Origin of the sequence: Ruegeria sp. HKCCD7255 (genome assembly GCF_013031565.1) — a bacterium.
Taxonomy (GTDB): Bacteria; Pseudomonadota; Alphaproteobacteria; order Rhodobacterales; family Rhodobacteraceae; genus Ruegeria.
Genome location: NZ_WQAG01000012.1, coordinates 1 through 24,906, shown reverse-complemented (window position 1 = coordinate 24,906; position 24,906 = coordinate 1). Strand labels below are relative to the sequence as shown.

The following is a 24,906-nucleotide window of genomic DNA, read 5'->3' as shown; positions in this document are numbered from 1 at the left end:
CACGCCATTCAAAGGAGATACCACCATGGCAATGAAAATTCGTCTCGCCCGCGGCGGCTCGAAAAAACGTCCCTTCTATCGCATTGTTGCGGCTGACAGCCGTATGCCCCGCGATGGTCGTTTCATCGAGAAGCTGGGCACCTACAACCCGCTGCTGCCGAAAGACAGCGAAGAGCGCGTGAAAATGAACATGGAGCGCATCCAGTACTGGCTGGATCAGGGTGCTCAGCCCACCGACCGGATCGCCCGCATGCTGGAAGCTGCCGGTGCCCGTGACAAGGCCGAGCGTAACAACCCCAACAAGGGTACCCCGGGCAAGAAAGCTCAGGAACGCGCCGAAGAAAAAGCGGCCAAAGCTGCTGAGGCGGCTGAAGCCGCTGCTGCACCGGCTGAAGAAGAAGCTGTCGCAGCAGAAGAATAAGCAGGCGGGCGCGTGCGAGATCAGGATTTCACCGACGATTTTCGCACGCAGTTCGATCTGTTGATGCGGCTCCGGCGCGATGTACGCCGGTTCCGCACCGACCCTATAGACGAGGCAGTGCTGACGCGCTGCCTCGACGCGTTTCAACTGGCGCCCTCTGTGGGGCTTAGTGAACCCTGGCGGCTGCTTCGGGTCGACTCCGAGCGCGCGCGGGCGCTGGCACTTGAAAATTTTGAGGCCGCCAATGCACAGGCCCTGACCGGATACACAGGCGAGCGCGCGCAGCTATACAGCAGCCTCAAGCTTTCGGGCATGAAACAGGCACCGGTTCATCTGGCCGTTTTCTGTGACGAGGCAACACCAAAGGGCCACGGGCTGGGTGCGAGCACCATGCCCGAGATGCGGCGTTATTCGGTCGTCTCGGCCATCACGCTATTCTGGCTGGCCCTGCGGTCCGAAGGGCTGGGCATGGGCTGGGTTTCGATCCTCGACCCGGAGCGCCTGCGCCACGACTTGAATGTGAACGAAGATTGGAGCCTGATCGGCTATTTCTGCATCGGCTGGCCAGAACGCAGCTCGGACACGCCCGAACTTGAACGCGCAGGCTGGGAAAACCGCGCAAACGCTCTAACGATTGAGAAACGATAACATCCTATGTTCGGATTGATACGACTTCCCATCCTGTTGCTGATCGCATTTATTGTGGGCGTGTTCTTTGAACGCAGCAATCAGCGTGAAGCCTGCGAGGGGCTTGGGCAATGGCGAAACGGAATATGTTTGACGACGGGCGCGCCAAATGAGTGATCTGATCTGTGTGGGCAGCATTGCCGGTTCTTACGGGGTACGCGGCGAGGTGCGGGTGAAGAGCTTTTGCGCCGTACCCGAGGATATCGAAAGCTATTCGCCATTGACCAACGAAGACGGCAGCGAACGCTTTCCGCTGGTCCTGACCCGCCCGATCAAAAACGGGTTTGCGGCCCGACTGGGTGGCATTGAAACCAAGGAACAGGCGGATGCGATCAATGGTCTGCGTCTCTATGCGCGCCGCGATCAACTGCCCTCGCTGCCGGATGATGAGTTCTATCACACCGACCTGATCGGCCTTTCGGTCTACGACACCGGCGGTACGTTGCTGGGGCGGGTCAAGGCAGTTCAGAACCACGGTGCGGCGGATTTACTGGAGCTTGAGGGCGCAGGGTTGAAGTCAACCGTCTTGCTGCCCTTCACGCTCGAGGCTGTGCCCACCGTCGATCTGGACCAAGGCCGTATCATCGCCGACCCACCCGAAGGTCTGCTGTAATGCGCCGCGTGCTGCTGCATCTGGGTCTGCACAAGACGGGCACAACTGCAGCACAGTCTTTTCTGTTTGAAAACCGCGAGTTGATCTGGCCTCGCCATGCGCTGGTCTTGCCATATCGGACCCGCAAAACCGGCCTGTCCGAAGCGGCGACACGACACTCGGTTTATGGCCTGCCAAGCACCCTATCCGAATTTCGCGAAAAGATGCGTGATTTTCTGGCCAGTTTGGATTTCGGCGAGAAACGCGGTCTGATCCTGAGTGAAGAGAATTTCTCGGGCCTGCGCCCCAGCCGTAATGTTGCGGTAGGATATGAAGCTGCACCCGAGTTGGCCACCTGTCTGGTTGAACTGATCCAGCAGCGACTAGGCGATGAGGTCGACATCACCCTCTACCTGTCGCTGCGCCAGCGCGGCGGATGGTTGCGCAGCCTTTGGTCGCACGACCTGTTGCGCACCCGTCTGGTGCAGGATTTCGAAACCTATCGTGACCGGATGGCCGAGGTTCCGTCACCACAGACGGCTGCGATGCAGATCCGCGACCACATAGAGAACGCTCGGGTCAAAACAGAATGGCTGGAAGATCTGCAATATCGCGCCTTCGGCGCTGGCGACCCGTTTGCCGCGTTTCTGGATCTGCCCCCAGAGCTTAAGTCGAAACTGCTTGCGCCAACACGCGTGAACCCGCGCCTGCCCGAAGATCTTCTGGAAGAATTGTTGCAGTTGAACCGCTCGGGGCTGGACGATGCGGCGCTGGAGTTGCAAAAGACGGCTTTGGTTGAAAACGCGCAAAAGGATCTGGCTCGTACCCGATGACCGACACATCCGACAAACCTCTTGGCAAGTCTCATGGCCGCAAGGCGATCCGGCCAACGCTGAAGCCGCGCGAGTTGATGACCCCGACGCCTGATCTGCACGGGGTTTGGAAGGCCAAGGTCATCACCCTGTTTCCCACCGCCTTCCCCGGCGTTCTGGGTGAAAGCCTGACCGGCAAAGCCTTGCAGGAAGGCCTGTGGCAACTGGAAACCGTTGACTTGCGCCAGTTCGGCATCGGCAAGCACCGCAATGTCGATGATACCCCTGCGGGCGGCGGTGCGGGCATGGTGCTGCGCGCGGATGTTCTGGGCGCCGCGATTGAGCACACGATGTCGGGTATCCGCGGCAACTGGCCCCTGATATATCTCAGCCCGCGCGGCCGAAGAATGGATCAGCAAATGATGCAGAACCTCGCGCGCTGCGATGGCATGACCCTGCTCTGCGGACGTTTCGAAGGTGTGGATGAGCGTGTATTGGAGCACTATGGCATCCAGGAAGTCTCGTTGGGCGATTTCGTCATGACGGGTGGTGAGATTGCCGCGCAAGCGCTGATCGACGCCACCGTGCGACTGATCCCCGGCGTCTTGGGCAATCAGGCCTCCGCCGAGGAGGAGAGCTTTTCCTCGGGCCTGCTGGAACATCCGCAATATACCCGCCCGGCCCAATGGAACGGACGCGACATCCCCGAGGTTCTGATGTCAGGCCACCACGGGCGCATCGCCGAATGGCGTCAGAAAATGTCAGAAGAGATCACGCGCGCGCGCCGTCCCGACCTTTGGGCGAAACACGCGGGCGACAAATCCGACTAGCCGCCTGACTTCCACCGGGCCCAGATCTCGGGTGGGCCGTTGAACGTGTTGATATCGACACGCCCGTCGACACCAGGTACCAGGCCGGTGCCGGTATATTGCCAGAACCGCCAGATTGTTCCGGGATAGACCTGACGCGGATGCCCGGCCACGGAGCGCAGCCAGAATTCGGTCTTGGGCAGGCGATCGATCTGCGTGTCGGCAAAGAAATCGACGGTCGTGTAGACGATCGGCCTGCGCCCGTAATGACGTTCGAGGATGTCCAGAAACCGCTGCGCCTCGGCCCGTACTTTGCGACCATCAGGGCGGATCCGACAGGTCCTGGAATGCGGTGTCCATTCCATATCCAGCACATGCGGAAGGTCCGCGCCCTTCGGCACATTCTTGATGAACCACCGCGCCTGCTCGCGCGCGGATCGGCAGAAATAGTAATAGTGATAGGCCCCCCAAGGCACACCCGCATCCTGAGCGCCCTGACGGTGGGTGTCGAACATCGGATCGGCCACATCCCCGCCTTCGGTCGCCTTGATGAAAACAAAACTCACCCCATTGGCCCGCGCGGTGCGCCAGTCAATCGCCCCTTGCCAGCGCGACACATCCAACCCGTGCACCGGGTAAAGCCCGGGATGACGCCCGTCCCATTCATGCGGATCAGCATCCGCAAATTTTGGAAAGATCAAAGCCGGGCTGGTCGTATCCGCAAAAGCCTGAGGCTCAAGACGCTGCGGCGGCGGGCCACCGCGACCGCACGACAGGGCAACAAAGGCCAGAACGGCCAGCGTAACGACACTGCGCATAATCTATACCTGCACAAAAGAACTGCTCTTGGAATTCCGTCCAGAATGCCTGATCGGCCCCAAATAGCAACGCCGTGATTTTGGAGCGGCGGAATATTACCGGGTTGGATCAGGTCGTTTGACTGCAATGTATCGATCAGCCAACCATATGTGTTCACTGGAAATGACCGCAATGTGCTGCATCGGGCGACCAAGCGCAAATTCCACGCGTCAAAAGCTCTGACTATTCTGGTGCTAATCTTCAACCTATCGGCCAACGGAAGTCGCAGATGCCGTGCCGGGACAGTGAGAGATACGCATGCAGCTTCATCTTGTGTCACACCGATGTGTCACACCGCTATCATGCTTGCTATCTAGTTATATTGTTAGGTTTTGGTGGAGCCTAGGGGAAACGCCGCCGAACGCCTAATGCACTGATAGTGAACACTATTGTGGTGCGTTGGTTTGTAGTGTGTCTCACCCTATTGTCACACTTTGAAGTGCGCAACCTGCTACGTCGAACTGTGCATGCCCAAACCTACACCGGACTACTGCCTTCTACTGGTGCGGCAGGTTGCGGCTGGTCTGCATTTGCTGAACATCGTCGGGCCATGTGGAGCGTATGTAGGCCAGCACGTTCCATATGTCTTCGTCGGTTAGAATGCTTTCAAAGCCGGGCATGCCACTGTTGAAGTCTTTAATGCCACGTGTTGCCAATGCGTCTGCTCCACCTAGTTTGGTATACTCGAACAGTAGCTGGTTATCATGGTGCCATGTGTGCCCTGTCACGTCATGTGGTGGAGCAGGCAACACTCCGTCATCGTCGGGTGTTTGCCAGTTGGGTTGGCCTTCCAGATTAACTCCATGGCATGAGGCACAGTGCTCTGCGTAGAGTTCCTGCCCATTCGCAAGGTCTCTGTCTATCAACTCATGATCTGCAGCGACGCTAGTACCAATACTGCATATAGCGAGTGCACACAGGTGTTTGTTCATCTCTACCTACCTTAACTCGGAAGTGTTAATACGCTGGTGAGTGTCGCCGTCGTCGCCAAAACCACTAATACGACTATTGCCTCAACCTCGATAGATCGGGCGAGGTGCCGCGCTGCCCTAGCCTTTCCACTTTGCATGGCGGGAACAAATCGGAGCTTGTTTGCAGCGGCGAGGATCATCAGCAACGCCACAAGAAACACTTTGAGCAACAGTGCCCACCCGTAGCCAGTGAACAAGAGCCCTTGTAGACCGCCGACAAGTACCCAAGCCATCCATAGGCCCGCACCGATCAAAGTCGGCACAACCGATGCAGCAGTTTGCCCAAATCTATGACCTAGTTCAGCAGCATCTGCCAGGTGTTCAGGCATGAGAGCCATACTCCGCAGCGGGCTAAAGATGCCCACCCAGAAGGCTACAGATAGCAGGTGCAACAGGAGCAAGAGTTGAACGCCAAAACTCTCTAGTTCGGGCACGTGCCCTATCTGTGCAAAGGACCACAATGCCACTGTGCCACCCAACAGAGCAATCGGTAGACCAACGCGAGGAACAGACAGCCCCACAAGGATCATCACTGCGCCTACGAGGCGGTAAACAAGGACCTCACCCACGGATGTCTGCCAAAGTAGACCAAGCATCTCTGGATCGACCATGCCGTCAACTCCGCCTGTTAAGGCGGCTCCACGAAGCATGAAACCAACATCCGTTGCGGCGAGAGCGAGCCACCCTAAGGCCCTAGCTTGGCGCTTTATCCCGAGGTTTATCGGTGCGACAACGCCGGAATAGAGGCAACTAACAATTACAAGCCCGGTGGACCCCGTAAAGCCGATGTAGAGCCCCAGCTTTGCGAGGATCGCGGCAATACCCCAAATGTCTGGCATGCTCATTCCACGGTAAAGGAAAACTCGCCCTGCATGGCATGACCGTCTTCACCTAAACCACGCCATTCGATGACATAGGTGCCGGTTCCATTGCTCGGCAGAGGGATCGTGAACTCCTGACCAAAACTTGTCTGGTCGCCCAAATCAAGGCTTACTGCCGAGTGTTCTTTATGGGCCATCTCTATCCGTGTCAGCCGGATGTCCTTAGAGAAGTTGAGGCTAATTTCAGCGGGCACAGTAGTTATTGTGGCACCGTTGGCAGGGGTTGTTTCTTCGACCTCGGAATGCGCCAGTACGCCGCTGGGAAGGGCAGACACGAGTGCGAGCATTATGATCTTTTTCATGGTTCTGTCCTCAATTTATCCCGTTGGCACGTTGAATTTCACGAACGTACGCGATCACCGGATAGGTTCGCAGTTTCCGCAGCAAACTGAGATTGGTTCGAATTAGTCTGACAGCAACCGTGATACGTCCGTTAGACAATGGCCGGGAGATCATCACTCTGCTTCTCTAAGTATTGTACAGTCTTACCTCGAAGAACGTCATATGAAATGACGATGCTGCAAAGCGCAGCGAAGAAACACCACACCGAAGGTAGAACAAACAATTCATAACCGAAGAGCGTGACGAGAAACGACGCTGTAAGCGCTAGGCCAAACTTGAAAGCGGTGGGGTTCGATGAGGCTGCTAGCGCAGTACATGCAGTAAAGAAGTAGATGTATTGGATGTTTGGGATAAGGGTCATACCTTGTAGGTACAAAATATGCCCTCCCCATTCATCGCTAGAGGTGGGAAGTACGGGGTTATTGATTGCTTTTAGCATAAGGTAAGTTCCCACAGCCAAACCACCAATGATAAGTCCACCGAATAAGTGTTTACGCCACTTTCGCTTTTCGATCAGAAAACCTGCAGTTGGGCCAGCAACAGGCCAATAGAAAAACGCGAAAAAAATGAAGCCATAGTTTACTATCGTTAATAGTCTCAAAGACAATTGGTCGGACATCCCGAGCCAGACCAAACCCTCAAGACTTTGTTGTAAACCGAAAACTAACGGAAAAGATGACAGGAATATTAGGCCACGCCCCAACTTCTGTCTGCATGCAGAAATCATGGTAGCTGCACCGGCAACGGACAATATTCCCCCAGCAACAAAACTTGCCGTAGCTGAAAAGCACATCTTTAACTCCATTCAGTACATATATCTCTAGCCAGCATCATATGTCGGTGATTGCAGCAGCCAAGCTTTTCATCTCACTATAGGCACACAAGGTCAGCTTTTAGCGGCCTTTTGACTTTGCAGATTCCGAATTTGGTATTCCGGAAACAGCGGCAACATTGGGAATGTCGGTTCGGACCCCGCAAACCGGGTTGCGAAATGCGGGAACACTCGATGACAATGGCTGCGACTGTGAGTAGGTGATGCATCGCAAAAGGATTGGTACTGCTATGTTGCGTAGCCCTTCTGCATCATGCCCCAAAAGTCTTCGTTGTCTGCCTCATGAAGACGGATGGTGTCGGCGATACGTTTTCTCTCTAGTTCGGTGTAGGGGCCGAGTTCATCCCGGCGTGCCTTTGCCTTCTTTAGTACTTCCGTGAAGTGCTCATGCACCTTTGTGCGTAGTTCGCCGTAGTTCATGCCCGAATGTTCTGTGTGTTTTGCTATTGTGTCGCCGCACACTGCAAGACGCCGTGCCAGAGTACCAGCCTCTTTTGGGGCATCTTGTACGCAACGAAACGCGAAGGGTCCTACGTGTTGTGTTTGGTCTAGTACGGGGTTTGGTCGTGTGTCGGGCAGCGGCCAACGGAAGTAATAAATGCCGTGCCGGGACAGTGAGAGATACGCATGCAGCTTCATTTTGTGTCACACCTGTGTGTCACACCGCTCTAATGCTTGCTAGTTATGTAATGTTAGGTTTTGGTGGAGCCTAGGTCCACATAAAGCGTGTCCCGACTTGTCTCGCACTATATCTTGTTGTATCGCAAGAAATAGTCCCGGTAGTTTGTACCCTTGTATTCGTTAGGTTTTTAAGCGCGGGCCCAAAGGTGGAACAAAGGGTGGACAATCGACAATGGAAAGTTGACCCACAAAGGCGTCAAAGGAATTTCCCAACCAGGCATGTATGGAGATGGCGAAGGACTCTGGCTGCGCGTCGCTGCCAGTGGTTCGAAATCTTGGGTTCTGCGTGTTGCGGTCCACGGTAAACGACGAGAGTATGACCCTGCGGCGATCCTAGTGGGTGCGCGAAGCTATGCGTCGGAGCAGCGTGGCAACGATCCAAATTTTGTGAAGTACTCTCAGAATTGGCTGCGAGAAGAGGGCTGGAAAAAAGATACTCCTGCCAATGCAGTGACAACCGATCCGCAGAAAATTCTTGAGGCACGAGCAGCAAATATTGCTGAAGGCAAGCCCTATATTTGTCGATCCATCTCAGCCCGTGCGGCAGGTGAGTGCATCAGCGCCGGCTTAATTACAATTGAACAATGTCGGGTAGCCGAAATCAACATATGATGTTTGTGCAAAAGTGCTGAGTGAATGATTCAGAGCTTATCCAATTCATGACAACTGTAGATCAGGGTTTCCGTTATCAATGTTAAGCATAGGGCACGCTGCCTGCTTGGTCCGGCCCCTCTTTTGAAGCAAAGAGTACCAACAAAAGGCATTGGACAGTTTACAGGGAAAAAGTCGGCTTCGAGCTTGAATTATCGAATGCTGCGCTTCAAACTTTAGTTCGATTTTCGGAATGCAGGTCAAAACTTACCATATTCAAAGGCAGTTTTGCTGAGCATCTGTGCCGCGAACGACAAGAAAGGCCTACGTTTTGAACGTGAGCGCCAGTACTGCCCTTTCAACTTTGCAGAAGCGCTGTGCCAAGCCGTTGGCCTATCCTACCGCCGCGACATTCGTTTCGGGTACGAATACTAAGGAAAGGAGAGAATACGGTTTGACGAAGAAGGGTTAAGCGTTATGCGCTTGCATCGACCGCAGACAACAAAATTAATGACATACCCTTCTAGGGCCGCCGCTGGAACCGTAGGGTTTACCGAGTTTGCGGGTTTTGATGCTGGGGCTATACGGTTTCGAAGACCCGCAAATACAACAAAATTCGATGCATGCCGCGTGATCAACCCGTGCGAAAGCAGTCCTTAGCTACGCTCTGCACCAATGACCACGTTGCGGGACCTTCCCGACATTCGCTTTTCGCGCTTTGCTAGCGCAGCATTTGTTCGCGGCTGCGGCACATGTGCTGATGCAACGCAGCGCGTGTCGTCAATCTGGCCATTCATGAGTGTTGATCTTGCTAGACCTGAGACCGAGCTTTCTCCGAATTGTGTTTAGAATCGAAAGACGCCGACAATACGGACTTTTTAGCGCCAAAGGGTTTTGCATAGCCATGGGAAGCGTTGAGATCAAAATCATGTTCGTTATTTACCGCTACAGCACCACTAAGATCGCGATTTGGCACCGAGGCAAATTGGCTGAGTGTGCAGTACGGAATCAGACCGAGCAAAATGAACTACGAGGGGAAGCAGGTGAAAATCACCCAAAGTTTGGTGCCACCGGCCAGCATCGGTGGGAGGATGAAGATTCAGAGAGAAATACGGGGCGTTAAGAATTTTTGTCGGTTGCAACCAAAACCGCAATCGCTGTCGATTGGGCTTGGAATTGGTGGCGAAAGCGCGCAAAATTGCTGGGCGTCTTCATAGTCTATTAAGACTACGTTTTATCTCGCTGGGCTTTGAAATTAAGGACATTGCAATTGCCAACTGAGCTCTATGTTTACCTTCTCATGGGGGCGGCAGCTGGTGGGCTCATCAACGGATTGGCGGGATTCGGAACAGCTCTATTTTCACTTGGCTTCTGGCTAAATGTCATGCCGCCGGTTCAGGCGGTTTCAGTGGTTGTTGTGATGTCCGTCGCCAGCGGTTTGCAAGGCGTTTGGTTGGTACGAAGGTCCATTGCAGATCAGCCAAGGCGCCTTGCGCGCTTCTTGCTGCCCGCTCTTCCAGGGATACCGATGGGCGTAGCAGCTCTTTCGTACATTCCGGTGGAGACACTTAAGATGATCATCGCAGGTTTCATGCTGCTCTATGGCGGATTCTTCACTTTCCGCACCACGTTGCCAAAACTCGAACGCCCCGCACCAATAATCGAATGTATCATAGGATTCTTTGGTGGTTTACTTGGAGGTGCCGCATCTTTGTCGGGCGCATTGCCGACGATGTGGTGCGCCATGCGCCCTTGGTCTAAGGCTGAAACCCGTGCCGTGCTTCAGCCTTTTAACGTGGCTGTACTGGCGCTCGCTTGTATCATGTTTGCTTTCAATGGAGCCTATTCGTGGGATACTTTGATACTCATCGGCTTAGCGCTTCCTGTAACGATGATCTTTGCTCAAATCGGGATCACGTTGTTCAAGCGGCTGGACGATGATCAATTTCGTCGCTTGATCATCGCAATGATGTTTCTGTCGGGCATCATTCTTATGCTGCGCGCGCTGATTACTTAATTCAAGGTACCCTAATGAAAGGTCTTCGCGCGAATGTGAGAAATTGCAGGTACCCTGAATATCGCCGAATACTTGACCGTATTTCACATGCCAGTTGCCTGAAGGTTAGCGCCCTAAGTGAAATCACCGGTTCCTAACGCCGTACAAAGCATCACCAATCTATGACAAAACAAAGACACTCTGCGATCCAGAACTCTGGATGAACTGTTGCTCTTCCAATGCCTCGAAATGCGGTTACAGCATCGCTGTCTCTACATCCAAGGATTTACCTATGTCAGCCACGGACATCGGTCGATCTGATTTCGCCAATGTCACTAGGATAAACAATGGTATGAGGCACTCCGATTCCGGTGCGACCTCATCTTTGTGCGCATCGATAGGCATACCTTCAAATGACCTCATCTGTGCGGTCATCACTTTCGCCGTAGCGTTTAAGGGTTGCAGGCCTGGTGCCTTCGTAGAGCCGTGCTAAGTTCTTAGCGATTTTTGCGTTTTCCCGTTCAAAAAGACAGTCGCCGTACATGTCGGAGGCGACGATGAAGGGGCCCATGCGATTGCATTTAAGAACCCACATCGCCTGCGCGAGGCCCAGTTCCTCGTTCCAGTGCACAGCCTCCACATTCTCAACACCGCGCCCAAGAAGCGCACCCGTGCCGTATCCGACGGTCGACAGGTAGACTGCGCCATTAGGCACGAAGTATTCTTTGTAGTCCTTCGATGTCATGCCGCCCTTGCCAACGATCAACTTTGCCCCGGTCTTGGCCATCCATTCAGGCAACCATTTGGCAAAGCGGAAAGATGCCGTCGCCGTCACAGCGCCCATGTCAAAAGACCCATCCGGGTTGATTCGAGCGGCGGGTGAGCAGTGGAAGTTGGCGGCGGATTGGGAGGGCAATTCCATCGGGATATTCGCCTTATCCTCTAACGCGCGCATATAGACACCTTCTCGAGCTGTGTACATCAGGCCATCAAGGTAGACGACATCGCCCAGGCGCAGATCTGCGATTTCTTCGTCGGTGGGGGTGGTGGACAGGATGATTTCACGTGGTGCGCTCATTCTGCTGCCTCCCGCACAGGTTCCCAGTCAATGGTTTCACGACGCTGATAGTCGGTGAACCAGTCTGGGTCCGTGCGATGTTCGACTTTCCCGTCCGCGTGGATGCGGGCGACGGCGCGGCGCGAGCTTAGGCAGAACGCATGCACCGACATGGGCATTCCGCCCGTGTGGCAATACCCAACTTCGATATTACAATCGATTACCATGTTCTTGCCGACAAACCCCATGGCACCCATACCGATAGAGTTACCAAGTTCTTTGAATTCATCCTCCATCTTGGCGATTTCTGGATCACTGTTATGCGATCCGACGATCCGCAACGTCGAGGCGCGTTTGCCCAGTGTCATGCAGATATCCTTGGATCCCCCCAACCCGATGCCGATGATGGCAGGCTGGCAGGCAAGGCCGCGTTTGCCGAAAGCCATAAGGCTGTCGAGGTAGAAACGCTTGATCCCCTGAATACCGTCAGACGGGAACAGCATCCGGTAATCCGAACCAAAAAGCCCGCCCTTGTGGACGGTGATCAGATCTACCCATGCGCCCTCGGGCTCATAGCCATATTCGATCTCCGGCGCGCCGATGCCCACGTTGTTGTTGTGATCCGTCCGCCACAATGGATGCACTCGGTTCGGGCGTAGCGGAACACCGTTGGTGGCATTCGCCGTTGCTCGGCGCAGAGCGGCTTCAAGTGCGACCATACCGCCTTCAACCTGCGCTTCGTTGCCCATCTTGACGAACCAGCGCGGCACACCAGTATCGCCGCACATCGCGCGGCGGTCTTCCTTGGCGGCCTCGTAATTTTCCAGCATCGCCTTGAGAACAAATGACGACAGATCGCCGTCTTCTGTCCTAGCGGCCTCTTGTAAGCCATCAAGGTAGTCTTGCGGGATTTCAATAGCGGCCTTGTCCATCAGGGTTTCGGCGGTGGATTGGATCAGGTTTATGGGTATCATTGTGCTGCAACCAATGTTTCAGGCGCACCTTCGGGCAAGACAGTCTCGCCCGGGCGCACGATGGTGAATTGAACGGGTTCATTGTTCACGGCCACCTTGCCGTTTTGCAGTGTTGCGACCGTAAATGCGCTGTCTTCCATCGCACCAGGCTCTGGATAGTCTTCACGGAAATGCGCACCGCGGGAGTTTTCACGAGCAATCCCGGCTTTGGCAATGACCTCGGATACATCGCACAGTGAACGCAGATTGAGCCAGTCATGCCAGGTCAGGTTAAACGCAAGATTACTGTCCTCAACACCTACATCCATCAAGGCCTCAGAAACGCTTGCTATCCCTTTCAACCCGCGCTTCATGCCAGCCTCGGTGCGCATGACACCCACGTCGTCCCACATGATATTCTGCAACTGCTTTCGCAGCGGTAGGACAAGATCCGGCTTGCGGCTCAGCGGATAGATGGCGCGTTCGAACTCTGCCGCCAGCACATCTTCGTCTGGGTCACGTAGGCTCATGCCTGCCACATCGCGCCCCATCGTGTCGCCTGCGATACCACCATAGACGGTGGAATTGGCCACACCATTCCCGCCTAAGCGGTTGGACCCATGGGCGCCGCCGGCGTCCTCGCCGGCGACATAGAGACCCTCCATCTCTGTGCGCGTGTCGACATCGACGACGACGCCGCCCATGAAGTAATGCGCCGTTGGCACAACTTCGACCTTACCGGCGGCCAGATCGAAGCCGCTGTCAGCGCAGCGGTTTACCATGCCTTTAAACTTCCTACGCACATTATCCGGCCCAAGATGTGCCATTGAGATGAATACGCCCTCTTGTTCGGGGTTGTTGTTCTTGCGCATCTCGGCATAGATACCCCTACTGACCACATCACGGGTGGCTCGTTCGCCTCTGTCGTCATAATCGAACATGAACCGCTGACCATTGTGGCTGATGAGCTGTCCGCCAGCGCCGCGCAGGCCTTCTTCCAGAACGGTGCCGGTCATGCGGGTATGATCCCCGGCAAGCAGCCCTGTTGGGTGAAATTGCACCATTTCCATGTCCCGCAAAGTTAGCCCCGCACGCAAAGCCATGGCCAGACCATCCATGGTCTTGTCACCGGATGGAGTGTGGTATTTGTACATGGTCGGCCCGCCGCCCGTGCCCATCATCACCGTTTTGGCACGCACCAGACGGAACTTGCCAGTCCGCATGTCGATCATCAGAACGCCCGCCATCGCACGGCTGTCTTTGGTCGGGATCAGACCCACCGCGCGGTGTTCTTGCAGTTTCTCAACACCGGAGGCGAGGACCTTTTCCATCAGCCGATTGATGATCTCGATCCCCGTCAGATCACCCTTGTGAACCGTCCGGTCCGCCGTTTGTCCGGCAAATGCCTTTTGGTGTAGCGACCCGTCCGCGTTGCGGTCAAAGAAACACCCGACCTCGTTTTCCAACTCGCGAATGCGGACCACGGCCTGCTCACACAAGCGCCATGCCATGTCCTGATTGGGCAGCCATTTGCCGCCGTTGATCGTGTCCATGAAGTGCCGTTCAACCGTATCGCCGCCCCCAAGGGCCACGTTGTACCCGCCCTGAACCATTCGAGTGCAGCCGCATTTTCCGATCAAGCCCTTCACCGCGATGGTGATTTTCGTCCCCTCTGGTGCCGTCTGCTGGGCGTGAAGTGCAGCGAACAAGCCAGCGCCTCCGGTGCCGAGGATAAGAATGTCGGTGTCGTGGCGTTCAATGTCAGAAACTTTCATGTCAAATCGCTTTCATTAAAAAGAGAATCGCAATGCAAAAAGATCCCGCCGTTGCACCTGCCGCTAGTGTCTTTTGGGGTGCGGTCCACGGCAGCCATTCCATCGCTATCAAACGCAAACCACCAAACATGTGAATAGCCAGAAGGAAAACGAGACCAAACTCGGCGATCTTCACCGCGGCCGCTTCGGTGAGATGAAGGAAGCCGTCCAGCCTAACGGGGTCTGTCATCGCCATGGCCAGCACCCAGAAATGTAGGGGCAGGAACAAGGCCAGCGCGAGCCCGGACAGGCGGTGCAGGATATAGGCAAGCCACAGGGGATGCGCGCGGGATGTGATGCCTTTTGCCGCCTTCATACGCCCACTCCTTGCGCAAAAGTCACCGCCCAAACGGCGCGCGCGCCAAGCGCGAACAAACCCAGTCCAACAAGCCACATAAACCCTTCCAACGCAGCGCCTTTCAATCCGCCCCATTCGAACGCGATAGCACGCAAGCCAATGGCGCCATGGATGGAAACCGCGACTACGAAGATGCCATAGAACAGAAACCAGAGCACAGACCCTTGGGTACGCCCCAAAATCTCGGCGGCACTCAACCCACCCTGAATGGCATAGATCATCACCGCCAGATGCCCGACCACAAAAGGGGCCATCAGCAGCGCGCTTAGCCGTTGAAACATGTAAAGCCGCAAACTCAGCATCAGCGCCCCTTCTTGAAGAAGTTTTTTGTGGTTTCTCGTTTCAGCCCCGCGATAGCTGACATTGGGTCCAGCTCATTCGGACAATACATCGTGCATGATCCCATCGAGTGACAGTTGTGACATCCACCACTGCCGGAAACAGCATCCAAAATCGCGACGCTCCCTTCGTCCTTCGCATCGTTCAGTAGTGTCCAGGCCCGCTGTAAAGCAGCCGGACCGAGGTAGTCGGGGTTGCTCGCAACTGTGTCACAAGCGGCGTAACACACAGAACAATTGATGCATTCAATTCCGGCATTCGCTTCAACCCTCGTGGCGCTTGTCTCATCCACCGGGGCAATCTCGTCATCTCGTGTGAGAGCGCCGTGATGCACACCTTCGGCGGCAACCCATTTGTCAAAAAACGGATCCATATCAACGGCCAGATCCTTGATGACGGGCAAGTTGCGCAACGGTCCGATCATCACCGCATTGCCATCAACAACCTTGGAGATGTGTGTGCGACAAGTCCAGCGCGGGACACCGTTGACCATCATCGCACAGCTGCCGCACATGCCGACACGACATGCAAACCGATAACTCAAGGTCGGGTCCGCGTTTTGCTGCACCCAGGACACTACATCCAATACAGTCTGGTTCTCATAGGCGGGCACATCGAAAATTTCGACGCGGTCTGCATCGCGCTGAATGGTGACTTTCAGAACCTCTGCCGTCATTTGGAGAAATCCGTAATCACTGCTGTTCCGGGACGCGTCGGGCCCTTCATCGAGCGCAATTCAGCACTTGCCCCAGATAGGGTGACTTCGCGATCCAACATGGGGGTAAGATCCACGTCGCCCCGTTCGATCATCTCCAACAAAGACGGGTATTTCCATGCAGGCATGCCGCGGGTCCCGAAAAAGGCCAATTGTTTGGAATAGATGGCACGCATGTTAACCTCCATCATGCCATCACCGGCGGGCATGCCCACATGCACGTGCCGACCAAGGGTGGCGAGACATTCAACAGATGCGTTCGTCGTCTGCGCAATGCCAAGCGCCTCAAGTGAAACCTGCGCACCGCCCTTGGTGATCTCGCGGATGGCGTCCGGAACATTCTCTGTCGCTGCGTTCACGGTTGCATCTGCGCCCAGCGTCAGCGCATGATCCAGCTTTTCCTGAACGACATCGACGACAACAACCCGCGCCCCCAGCATTTTGGCCAGAAGCAAAGCCGACAGGCCAATGCCGCCCGTGCCATGTACGGCGACCCATTCACCTGCCCGCACATTAGCGCGATCAGTCAATGCGTGCCACGCGGTTGTGACCCGACAGCCAAGACCAGCGGCCAGTGCTTCTGGCATTGTTTCAGGCAAGTGAACCAGATTGTGGTCAAACGGAACGGCAACAAATTCTGCGTAGGCGCCCGGCGCGCCAAAACCGGGGACAATAGCACTTTCACAGGTGTTCGAGTGACCCGTCTTACACGCAAGGCAATCACCACAGCCCAAAATGAACGGGGCGATCAGTTTGTCGCCGATCTTGTGTTTGGCCAGCGCGCCTGCCTCGACCACTGTTCCGCAGTATTCATGCCCTAGTATTGAACCACTGGTGACTTTGGGATGACCGCCTACCCATCCATGAAAATCAGAACGACACACCCCGCAGGCAGCCACTTCGAGAACAACGCCGTTCTCGGGGCAGCTTGGGTCCTCTACCGTTTCAATGGAAAGATCTTCATTGAAGTCTCTGACAACAGCGGCGCGCATCGTTCATTCCCTTATTTGTTGAGCCAAGCTCTCTGCGGCTCTGTCCTCTCGGGACGCGGTGGTTTCTTGTCAGGCGTCCAAACCGGCAACGCACATGTATTTGACAGACAGGTAATCCTCCAAACCCTGACTACCGCCTTCCTTGCCCATACCGCTTTCCTTGATTCCTCCGAACGGAGCTTCGACGGTCGTGATCAGGCCGGAGTTGATCCCGATCAACCCATACTGAAGCCCATCATTTAGCCGAAAAGTGCGCCCGAGCGATTTGGTGTAGGCGTAAGCTGCAAGGCCGAACTCCGTGGCGTTAGCGGCTTCAATAGCTTCTTCTTCGGTCTCGAACTTGAAGACAACGGAAAGCGGGCCAAAGATCTCTTCGGTTGCGCATTTCATGTCGGCGTTTGCAGCGATGATCACTGTTGGTTCAAAAAAGGTGCCGCCTATCTCGTGCCTTTTGCCACCAGAGACGATTTTGCCACCCTTGGAAGTCGCATCCGCGATCATATCTTCCACTTTCTCGACGCCAGCCATGTCGATCATCGGCCCTTGTGCGACACCATCCTGCGCGCCATCCCCGACAACCAATTCTTCGGACGCCTGCTTTAGCCGCGCGACAAAGGCGTCGTGAATACCTGCCTGTACGTAGAAGCGGTTCGTGCACACGCAGGTCTGGCCCATGTTGCGATACTTCGCGATCATTGCCCCTTTGATAGCCGCATCAATATCTGCATCGTCAAAAACGATGAACGGTGCATTGCCCCCTAGCTCCATCGACACTTTCTTGACCGTGTCTGCAGATTGGCGGATCAACACTTTGCCAACGTCTGTTGACCCGGTAAAGGTGACCTTGCGCACATCAGGGCTGGCCATCATGGCTCCGGCGATTTCTCGGGCGGAGCCGGTCAGGATGCTGACGACACCGTCAGGAAAACCGACATCCTGGCACAGCTTGCCCCAGGCAAGACCAGAAAAAGGCGTAGCCGTCGCTGGTTTTGCAACTATCGTGCATCCTGCGGCAAGCGCGGGTGCCAGCTTTCGCGCCAACATGGAAGACGGAAAATTCCACGGTGTGATTGCACCCACAACGCCCACAGGATGGCGTGTCACCATGAGTTTGCGATCGGCGGTCGGAGACGGCACAATCTCGCCTTTAGCGCGCCGCACCTCTTCAGCAAACCAACGCACATAGGCCGCGCCGATGGCTATTTCGCCACGCGCCTCGGCAAGCGGCTTGCCTTGCTCTGCTGTCAGCAGCTGCGCCAGGGTTTCCTGGTTGTCCATCACAGCGTCGTGCAACTTATGCAGCAGACCAACACGGAAAGACAGATTGCTGGTTGACCAGCCGTCGAACGCTTCCGTCGCTGCCGCAATCGCGCGATTGGTCTCGCTTGTGCCGCAACTAGGCACATGTCCGATGACTGTACCAGTTGCCGGGTTCGTCACCGAAATGGTCTCACCGTTTTCCGATCCGCTCCAAGCGCCGCCGATCAAGTTGGCCTGTTGCAACATGTCACCATAATCACTCATGGAATTTCCCTCTAAACAAGCTTTCAAAAGCGCACCGGACACAGCCGAAAAGCCACGATAGTGACCCTGATTAACAGTAAGACAATCTGTAAATAAGCGAAAAAATATTTAAATAAAATTTAGTAAAGCTTTCAAAATACCATGCGGTCGTTTTAGAGACAGTCATTAGCTCGTGCGAATCTAAGGCCTCAAGCGGCCCTACATTGGCTGAAAAATCGACCCAATAGGTGAAAGGATTGGACATGACGATCCGGCAACTCCGAACGCTAGTTGCTATTGCAGACACCAGAACATTTGGTGAAGCCGCGAATGTCATTCACGTGACCCATGCTGCGATCAGTCAGCAAATGCAGGCACTTGAGGCCCAGCTGGACATTGAACTGTTTGATCGGAGCACGCGCACGCCAAAGCTTACCCCAGCGGCGCATCTGATCGTTGCAAAGGCCCGAACGCTAGTCGATGCGTATGACAATCTAGTACCGTCCGCCTTAGAAGACGGCGGCCTCAAAGGCATTATCACTCTTGGAACTCTGCGTACGACACTGACAGGGCTAACGCCAAAGGCGATGGCAGCCTTGAAATCCAAGTGGCCTGAGATTGGGCTTCACATTCGCCCTGGGCTGACAGGCGCCTTGCTAACAGAGATTGAACGAGGAGGCCTGGACGCTGCAATTGTTGTCAAACCAAACTTGATGCCTGCCGGTCTCACCTTTCGAGAACTGGCGCAAGAGCCAATGCAACTGATCGCATCCATCGACGAAACAGAAGTGGACCCGGTGGTTCTTTTGAAATCCAGACCATTTATTCGATACGATAGGAATGCTGTTGCAGGGACACTAATAGACAATTGGCTTCTCTCGAAACGTATTCAGGTGGCTGAGACAATGGAATTGGATAGCCCGGAAGCGATTGTATCGATGGTACACGCCCGCCTTGGCGTATCCATCGTCCCTGATCTTGCGGTCAAGCCGTTTGATGCCGTCCCAGTAATGCGCATTGGCCTCGGCCCGGGTGCGCCAATAAGAACGCTCGGCCTTGTTTACAGAGACAACCAAGTCAAAAAGCGGGTTCTCGACGAGTTATTCGAGGCGCTCATGCATGCCATTGAGATATCGCAAAAGTGACAATCGCGAAATAAACAAAGTATCTTATTTCAAGAGCCGTCTCACTTTGACCTGATGAAAAAATATCACGGTAGTGAACCCGAGAAGGTATTTGCTTCAGTCCATTAGCGACATCACAAATTTTCTGATTTCTGCCTTCGCATATCTGTTGCGAAGGAAAATAGGAGCTGCAACATAAACGATTGCGGCGACCATTATGGCACCCAAGCACCACTCCGGCAGAATGAAGACCAGAACGCAGCAGATCAGGATCAGTCCTACGTCAACCCACCGAGCTCCTTTATTGGGCAACGGAGAAAAAATGGTTTCGGCCGACAGTAATTCAGTTTCGTGTTCTGACCTTGCAAGTGTTGTGATAGCTCGGTACCCGTAAGCGTCAAAGCAAACCTTGTTGCGAATCCCGGGAATCAAATGCCAACCGTGCTGCACCACAGTCTTCGAAATGTATTCCTCCAAAGCCCACTGTGAAGGAATTTGTTCGCCCATTGTGAATTGTTGGCAAAGGACGTTCTCTGGCTCGTGTGTTACGACTTCTGACATCAACCCTCCGCGTCCTGAAGTGCTTAGCATCCTATCGTACAAATCAATTAAGCTCGAAGCCGCATGACCGAACGTAGTTACCAAAGTCAGCACGTTCGGGCTCGCTATACTGTCGAACTTTGTCTTCAGACCAGCAATACCTTTCGCTGTCCGAAAATTTCTTTGGAAATCTCTGTTTTTCATAAGGCTGCGACGTCGCGCGCTCTTCATCGTATTGCATAATTGCCTCTTTCAAATTGACCTCCCTATAATGGTCGACGTGACATGTGACCTGTAGTGGCAGCCGCTTAGAGATCTTTGGCGTTTGCGCGGGAAAACCAAATGCGAGGCCTGCAAACGGAAAAACATGGTCCGGCAGATCAAGCAGGTCAGAGACCGCTGCAGCCCTATTTCGCACAGCGCTGATCGGGCAGCAGCCGAGTCCAAGCACTTCCGCCGCTGTCACGAAAGCGCCCAGCGTAATTGCTGCATCCCCCGTTGCATTGAAAAACGCGTCAAGATGTTCGTTTGCGAAGGGGACACCATGCCATTCGTGCAGCAACCTTTGGCGACGGTTGTTGCCACAAATAACGGCAATCATCGGCGCATCCGCGACCCAAGGCTGACCAGACACAAGTGATGCAAGACGTCTTTGGATATCTTCAGATTCCAGCAAGATGATATCACACTGTTGCAGATCGCTCTTTGTAGGCGCCGATAGGGCGATCGCAGCGATGGTGCGGACCCAATCGGATGGGATTGGCTTATCCATGAATGCACGACAAGACCCACGGGCCGCCATGGAATACAAAAGGTCCGATTGTGCGGTGCTTTCAATTTGTGAAGGTGCATCTCTAAAACGCGCCGCGAGGGCGCGCTGCAAGTCCGATTGGGGTGCCTTCGACATGCTGGTCCTTCTCTTTAGCTGCTTGTTTCTTAATGTACACTCAGAAGCTGAACGGTTTTTTTGCTTGTTTAGCAACTGCAAGATGTTCCAACGGCACATGCTCCGCGTCGTTTCTATTCAGTCATGAACGGCAATCGCCTGTTCGCACATAAACCCGCAAGCATTGCCGAAAGTTTATCGCCGGGCTAGGATAAGACGAAACCTGCGGCTCTCAAGCTTTGCCGCGAAAGCCGCGGCGGGCAGATGAAGTAAATCGAAGCAGCAATGCATGACTTTTCCCTGATCGCGTTTGCCAGCGCCGTCCTGCTGCTGGCAGGCGCGGTGAAAGGTTTCGTGGGGCTAGGAATGCCGACAGTCGCGCTGGTTCTGTTAACGTTTCAGCTAGACGCAAGATCTGCCGTCACATTGATCCTGATCCCAATGTTGCTGAGCAACGTCTGGCAGTTCTGGCGTGGACCTGACATGATCGGATGCGCGAAACGGCATTGGCGCTACGCTGCCGTTTTGATCCTATGCGTCGCTGGAACCGTCTGGTTCAGTCAATCTACTCCAGATCGGTTTTTGCGCGCTGTGCTAGGTGTATTTGTACTGGCGTTTTGCTTTTTCAGCTGGCGTGACATGGTGCCTCCGATCCCGTCAAGCAGTGTGCGCCTGTTCGAAGTGATCAGCGCTGTGGTTGCCGGGCTGGTTGGTGGGTTGACTGCCGCATGGGCACCACCATTGGCTATGTACCTGACCGGTCTCCGACTGGAGCGTGATGCATTTGTTCAGGCACTCGGTTTCTTAATCACGGCTGGTAGTGTGTCCGTTTTGGCGATGTTCATAGCTGTCGGGCACAGTTCGCCAGCGGATCTGGCAGTCTCGGTCTTCTTGCTGGTTCCGACCCTGATTGGGTTTTCCGCAGGTGAACGGTTGCGTTATGGGGCAAATCCCGAAACCTTCAAAGGCTTTCTCTTAGGCGCATTTTCGTTGCTGGGGGTAAATTTGTTGTTGGGCACTCTCTGGGGGTAGTGCGCAGCCGAATCACCGCACGCAGCACTGCATCTTACGTCGGTCGACCAGGTCAAAAAGGTCAATAAATAGCAAGAATCGGAATTGCTGAAGCAACGAGACCCCATGATTCTAACTTATGCTGCGAGCACCACCGTCAGAACCGTAACAGCCAAGGCGCTCCTCTTGAGTAACCAGACAGAGATGCACGCTATCGCATTCCCCATGAGACGTCCAAACCTTGCTGTCAGTTGTTGACCCGGCTTTGAGTATGGCTTGAACAAATGACTGGTTTGATTGTTGCAAGGCAGCATAAGCAGCTTTGCTTCTGCAGTAAGATTCTTGCTGCAGGAGCACGCAGCTCAGACTTAACAGTTCCACTTTGGGCTCGAAGCGGTCGTTTGCTGCGTTCCGTCGCAATGACCGCTCTGCGGACTTTGCGGCCATCCGCATTCTAACTCCAAAGGACCGCAGTCAGCCCGAACCGGACATTCAAACTCATTCTTCGCGGTTTGTATAAGCGGGCGTGCAGGTTCGCAACCTGAGTGGAGGCAGTCATTCACGAGGTTCTTCACAAACCAATTGAAGGCTCGCGGAAACTAGCCTGGCCTTAGCTGTTGCCTGATCGTATTGAGAGCGAGATACTGTGCGTGCTTCCAACCCAAATTCCAAAAAATGTCCAGAAACACCAAGTGGTGGAAATTCATGCCCAATGACACAGAGTTCACCTTTGCAACCGCTGCCTCCAGCCATAGCAATGAACAGCGATTTGAACCGAATGAACATGCGCACGAGTACTATCAGGCGTCGCTGCTGAGCGCTGTAATGCAGGGTGTTTACGACGGAACCGTGACTATTGGCGATTTGCTGAAACACGGAGACTTTGGCCTCGGCACGTTCAATGCGCTCGACGGCGATATGATAGTAAAAAACGGCATAGCGTACCGACTGGATTGTGAAGGAAAAGCAACCGTTGCAAGTGACACAGCCATGACCCCTTATGCTGCTGTCATCAATTTCGAACCCGCAGTGTCGCTTTCGCTGGATGAGACAACAGACAAACACTCCTTTGAAGGTCGACTGGACGGGCTAGCAGAAGCGAAGAACCTATTTTACGCCGTTCGATTTACTGGGCGCATCAAACATATCAAATATAGAAATGTCCTGCGTCAGCACAAACCCTATAGACCTCTGCTTGAAGTCGTGAAAACTCAGGCAGAATTTGAGCTTAGCGACGTGGACGGTACAATTCTGGGATTTCGGTGCCCGGACTATGCGGTGGGCATCGGTGTGCCCGGTTATCACCTTCATTTTATTTCGAGCGACTTGAGTAAAGGTGGGCATGTACTGGATTACACTCTTTCCGGCGGCCGATTGGAAATTGACCATACGTCTTCACTTCACCTTGAACTTCCGGAAACCAGATCCTTTTCTGACGCCAATCTGACCGCAGGCGCTTCGGCAGACGGTATCCTGAAAGCAGAAAGCAACGAGAGCTAGACACCTTTGAGTGCCCCGAATGAATGCGCAATATTCCGCAGCAAAGAAAGCCGTAAGTGCTCTGACTTCGCTGAGACGGTAGTGACAACTAGAAAAGAAGCTTCATTACTGAGGTTTAAAATTCCGAAATACCTAACCAGGCTTTCAAACGACTCCAATTTGTGGCCACTTTAGGCTTCTTTGATCGCCTCAGCGATTTTTTCGCGAGCATTTCTGGCTGATCAATGCTCGGCCAATGTGTGGCGTTTTCCAAGACGATCCGGTTTATCTTGTTTTCTTCTAACCAACGGACAGTGCCTTCGCGGCAATCGTCGGGGTTATAAAGGTAGGTAACATTTGCTGCACGTTGCAAAACTTCACCAGGTACGCGGTGTGTTGAAAACTTCCGGGCGTCGATGCCGAGCTGCCAAAGCGCTACAGGATCGGCCTTTGAGACTTCGTCGCGATATCTTCTTATGATTGGTGCGGATTTCGCCATTTCATCCAGCCGCATTAGAAACGCTCCGCGAAATTCTGCCGGGTCACTGTAGTCAGCGGCTGTCCCGGAAAAATAGGCATCTGCGGCGGTAATATTTCCTTCCACCGAAACGATGGTGGTCAAAGGGCAGTCAGCCCTGCCGGCGGCCAAGGAAGCTATGATTGAAGCGACCGAATGGGCGACAATAATCTCTGCCTCATACTTTATTGCTTCATTTTTTACATATTTTGCCAGGGCTTCGAGAGTTGTTCTCCCAGCCAGGGACTGAGCACCAAATCCTGGAAGATTGATGGGCAACAAACGATGGCTGATGGCAAGATGTGTCTCAGCCAATCCATCGAACATGCTCCCATTGTCGCCGAATCCCGCAACGAACAAAATACTCGGCCGATTGTCGCGGAACTCTTTAAATTGGTTTGAGTTTTCGGCACAAATGTCAATCTCCTGAACTTGGCCGAACGCGCAACAACATGGCTCCGTTGTACAAGCTACTTTGTTTGAAGAAGGCTTTTTGCAGTTTATCGGAAGACTTGTGCAACTCCTGTGGGAAAGACGTCAGCCGCAGTATTTTCGGACCTCAGTATCTCTAAGTCCCGTGGCGACAAGCATGCATCTGTTTCGGGCTTCGTAGTAATAGCCACGGGCATACCACATGACCGCTTCGGGCTCACTTCCATCTGAAACCATCCAGGCGCCGCGCAAGTATTTCACGGCGTATGTCAGGTTGGTTTGCGCGTCCAAAAGGTCGGAAGCCTCTCCGCGAAACCCCATTTGGCGCGCTGTCGCCGGCAAAATCTGCATCAATCCGTAATAGGGACCGTTGCGGGCATGGGGGCGATAGTCGCTTTCTCGCTGGATCACTCGGTGTACAAGGCTACGCGGCACTTCGTTTGCGTCTGCGGTTTCGTTGATCATCAGGCGCAGCTCGGGCGTCTCGCCGGGATAAAGACGGGTTATTGGCTCTGCGGGTTCATTGCCGCAAGCGGCTAGAAATAGCGCGGCAAGAACGGCTGTATATCGCATCAAAATTCTCATCCCACTAACTATGAGCATTATCAGTGCTCAACCGCGATTGATATTCAATATCCTTGGGTATTGCTGAGCGGCTTTTTTCATTCCAGCATTATGATAGCAGCGACCTTAGCAAACTAAATTTTGAAGTA

Annotated in this window: 28 protein-coding genes; 10 read left to right on the top strand and 18 right to left on the bottom strand. The window is 54.1% G+C overall.

All coding sequences use genetic code 11. The features are described 5' to 3' along the window. The first annotated feature begins 25 nt into the window (after positions 1-25). The 5 genes from rpsP to trmD all read left to right on the top strand — a co-directional run bounded on the left by rpsP (position 26) and on the right by trmD (position 3,342). Positions 26-421: a 30S ribosomal protein S16 gene (gene rpsP, locus GOX45_RS18055; RefSeq protein WP_171102692.1), complete on the top strand. Its 396-nt coding sequence runs from the start codon at positions 26-28 to the stop codon at positions 419-421. A 12-nt stretch (positions 422-433) separates the two neighbouring features. Beyond that, positions 434-1,069, top strand: coding sequence for a 5,6-dimethylbenzimidazole synthase (bluB, locus tag GOX45_RS18050; RefSeq protein WP_171102690.1), 636 nt, complete (start codon positions 434-436; stop codon positions 1,067-1,069). A gap of 148 nt (positions 1,070-1,217) precedes the next feature. Continuing rightward, positions 1,218-1,721 carry a ribosome maturation factor RimM gene (gene rimM / locus GOX45_RS18045; protein ID WP_171102688.1) on the top strand — a complete coding sequence of 168 codons (504 nt, stop codon included), beginning with the start codon at positions 1,218-1,220 and terminating at the stop codon, positions 1,719-1,721. Next, positions 1,721-2,533 carry a hypothetical protein gene (locus GOX45_RS18040; protein WP_171102686.1) on the top strand — a complete coding sequence of 271 codons (813 nt, stop codon included), beginning with the start codon at positions 1,721-1,723 and terminating at the stop codon, positions 2,531-2,533. The genes rimM and GOX45_RS18040 overlap by 1 nt, the downstream gene beginning before the upstream one ends. Further along, the gene (gene trmD, locus GOX45_RS18035; RefSeq protein WP_171102684.1) at positions 2,530-3,342 is read left to right on the top strand and encodes a tRNA (guanosine(37)-N1)-methyltransferase TrmD; all 813 of its coding nucleotides are present in this window, start codon (positions 2,530-2,532) and stop codon (positions 3,340-3,342) included. The genes GOX45_RS18040 and trmD overlap by 4 nt, the downstream gene beginning before the upstream one ends. Here trmD and GOX45_RS18030 read toward each other — a convergent pair. The 6 genes from GOX45_RS18030 to GOX45_RS18005 form a co-directional block, all read right to left on the bottom strand. Further along, positions 3,339-4,139, bottom strand: a complete 801-nt coding sequence (locus tag GOX45_RS18030) for a GH25 family lysozyme (protein ID WP_171102682.1) — start codon at positions 4,137-4,139, stop codon at positions 3,339-3,341. The two genes, trmD and GOX45_RS18030, sit on opposite strands and share 4 nt — an antisense overlap. A 537-nt stretch (positions 4,140-4,676) precedes the next feature. Then, a complete protein-coding gene (locus GOX45_RS18025; RefSeq protein ID WP_171102679.1) occupies positions 4,677-5,111 on the bottom strand; it encodes a cytochrome c in 435 nt (144 codons plus the stop codon). A gap of 11 nt (positions 5,112-5,122) precedes the next feature. Further along, the gene (locus GOX45_RS18020) at positions 5,123-5,995 is read right to left on the bottom strand and encodes a copper resistance D family protein (protein ID WP_254446072.1); all 873 of its coding nucleotides are present in this window, start codon (positions 5,993-5,995) and stop codon (positions 5,123-5,125) included. Then, positions 5,992-6,333, bottom strand: coding sequence for a copper resistance CopC family protein (locus tag GOX45_RS18015; RefSeq protein WP_171102677.1), 342 nt, complete (start codon positions 6,331-6,333; stop codon positions 5,992-5,994). Before GOX45_RS18015 ends, GOX45_RS18020 begins: the two co-directional genes overlap by 4 nt. A 131-nt stretch (positions 6,334-6,464) precedes the next feature. Next, on the bottom strand, positions 6,465-7,178 hold the full coding sequence (locus GOX45_RS18010) for a DUF6629 family protein (protein WP_171102675.1): 714 nt from the start codon (positions 7,176-7,178) through the stop codon (positions 6,465-6,467). 255 nt (positions 7,179-7,433) lie between these two features. Further along, positions 7,434-7,625, bottom strand: coding sequence for a hypothetical protein (locus tag GOX45_RS18005; RefSeq protein WP_171102673.1), 192 nt, complete (start codon positions 7,623-7,625; stop codon positions 7,434-7,436). A gap of 441 nt (positions 7,626-8,066) precedes the next feature. On the opposite strand from GOX45_RS18005, the gene GOX45_RS18000 reads away from it, so the two are divergent. Together GOX45_RS18000 and GOX45_RS17995 are read left to right on the top strand one after the other, a co-directional pair. Continuing rightward, positions 8,067-8,498, top strand: coding sequence for an Arm DNA-binding domain-containing protein (locus GOX45_RS18000; RefSeq protein WP_171102671.1), 432 nt, complete (start codon positions 8,067-8,069; stop codon positions 8,496-8,498). Between the two features lie 1,249 nt (positions 8,499-9,747). Next, positions 9,748-10,494: a sulfite exporter TauE/SafE family protein gene (locus GOX45_RS17995; protein WP_371808993.1), complete on the top strand. Its 747-nt coding sequence runs from the start codon at positions 9,748-9,750 to the stop codon at positions 10,492-10,494. Between the two features lie 388 nt (positions 10,495-10,882). Here GOX45_RS17995 and GOX45_RS17990 read toward each other — a convergent pair whose 3' ends face one another. The 8 genes from GOX45_RS17990 to GOX45_RS17955 form a co-directional block, all read right to left on the bottom strand. After that, the gene (locus GOX45_RS17990; RefSeq protein ID WP_171102670.1) at positions 10,883-11,551 is read right to left on the bottom strand and encodes a fumarate hydratase C-terminal domain-containing protein; all 669 of its coding nucleotides are present in this window, start codon (positions 11,549-11,551) and stop codon (positions 10,883-10,885) included. Beyond that, positions 11,548-12,504 carry a fumarate hydratase gene (locus GOX45_RS17985; protein WP_171102668.1) on the bottom strand — a complete coding sequence of 319 codons (957 nt, stop codon included), beginning with the start codon at positions 12,502-12,504 and terminating at the stop codon, positions 11,548-11,550. Before GOX45_RS17985 ends, GOX45_RS17990 begins: the two co-directional genes overlap by 4 nt. Then, on the bottom strand, positions 12,501-14,258 hold the full coding sequence (locus GOX45_RS17980) for an L-aspartate oxidase (protein ID WP_171102666.1): 1,758 nt from the start codon (positions 14,256-14,258) through the stop codon (positions 12,501-12,503). Before GOX45_RS17980 ends, GOX45_RS17985 begins: the two co-directional genes overlap by 4 nt. A 1-nt stretch (position 14,259) precedes the next feature. Next, on the bottom strand, positions 14,260-14,613 hold the full coding sequence (locus tag GOX45_RS17975) for a succinate dehydrogenase (protein ID WP_171102664.1): 354 nt from the start codon (positions 14,611-14,613) through the stop codon (positions 14,260-14,262). Beyond that, on the bottom strand, positions 14,610-14,957 hold the full coding sequence (locus tag GOX45_RS17970) for a succinate dehydrogenase (RefSeq protein WP_171102663.1): 348 nt from the start codon (positions 14,955-14,957) through the stop codon (positions 14,610-14,612). The genes GOX45_RS17975 and GOX45_RS17970 overlap by 4 nt, the downstream gene beginning before the upstream one ends. Next, positions 14,957-15,670, bottom strand: a complete 714-nt coding sequence (locus GOX45_RS17965) for a succinate dehydrogenase/fumarate reductase iron-sulfur subunit (RefSeq protein ID WP_171102661.1) — start codon at positions 15,668-15,670, stop codon at positions 14,957-14,959. The genes GOX45_RS17970 and GOX45_RS17965 overlap by 1 nt, the downstream gene beginning before the upstream one ends. Continuing rightward, complete coding sequence (locus GOX45_RS17960; protein ID WP_171102659.1) at positions 15,667-16,701, bottom strand: zinc-binding dehydrogenase; 1,035 nt, start codon at positions 16,699-16,701, stop codon at positions 15,667-15,669. The genes GOX45_RS17965 and GOX45_RS17960 overlap by 4 nt, the downstream gene beginning before the upstream one ends. A gap of 69 nt (positions 16,702-16,770) precedes the next feature. Further along, positions 16,771-18,225, bottom strand: a complete 1,455-nt coding sequence (locus tag GOX45_RS17955; protein ID WP_254446071.1) for an NAD-dependent succinate-semialdehyde dehydrogenase — start codon at positions 18,223-18,225, stop codon at positions 16,771-16,773. Positions 18,226-18,467: 242 nt separating this feature from the next. Here GOX45_RS17955 and GOX45_RS17950 point away from each other — a divergent pair, with 242 nt between their 5' ends. Next, a complete protein-coding gene (locus GOX45_RS17950) occupies positions 18,468-19,349 on the top strand; it encodes a LysR family transcriptional regulator (protein ID WP_171102930.1) in 882 nt (293 codons plus the stop codon). Positions 19,350-19,445: 96 nt separating this feature from the next. On the opposite strand, the gene GOX45_RS17945 is transcribed toward GOX45_RS17950, so the two are convergent. Beyond that, positions 19,446-19,889, bottom strand: coding sequence for a hypothetical protein (locus GOX45_RS17945; RefSeq protein WP_171102657.1), 444 nt, complete (start codon positions 19,887-19,889; stop codon positions 19,446-19,448). Between the two features lie 43 nt (positions 19,890-19,932). Then, on the bottom strand, positions 19,933-20,775 hold the full coding sequence (locus GOX45_RS17940) for a nitroreductase family protein (RefSeq protein ID WP_171102654.1): 843 nt from the start codon (positions 20,773-20,775) through the stop codon (positions 19,933-19,935). Between the two features lie 264 nt (positions 20,776-21,039). Here GOX45_RS17940 and GOX45_RS17935 point away from each other — a divergent pair, with 264 nt between their 5' ends. Beyond that, positions 21,040-21,786, top strand: a complete 747-nt coding sequence (locus GOX45_RS17935; protein ID WP_171102652.1) for a sulfite exporter TauE/SafE family protein — start codon at positions 21,040-21,042, stop codon at positions 21,784-21,786. A gap of 684 nt (positions 21,787-22,470) precedes the next feature. Further along, on the top strand, positions 22,471-23,265 hold the full coding sequence (gene budA / locus GOX45_RS17930) for an acetolactate decarboxylase (protein ID WP_171102650.1): 795 nt from the start codon (positions 22,471-22,473) through the stop codon (positions 23,263-23,265). Positions 23,266-23,380: 115 nt separating this feature from the next. On the opposite strand, the gene GOX45_RS17925 is transcribed toward budA, so the two are convergent. Together GOX45_RS17925 and GOX45_RS17920 are read right to left on the bottom strand one after the other, a co-directional pair. Beyond that, positions 23,381-24,121, bottom strand: coding sequence for an alpha/beta hydrolase family protein (locus GOX45_RS17925; RefSeq protein WP_256415721.1), 741 nt, complete (start codon positions 24,119-24,121; stop codon positions 23,381-23,383). 177 nt (positions 24,122-24,298) lie between these two features. Further along, the gene (locus tag GOX45_RS17920; RefSeq protein WP_171210380.1) at positions 24,299-24,766 is read right to left on the bottom strand and encodes a lytic transglycosylase domain-containing protein; all 468 of its coding nucleotides are present in this window, start codon (positions 24,764-24,766) and stop codon (positions 24,299-24,301) included. Between the last annotated feature and the right edge of the window lie 140 nt (positions 24,767-24,906).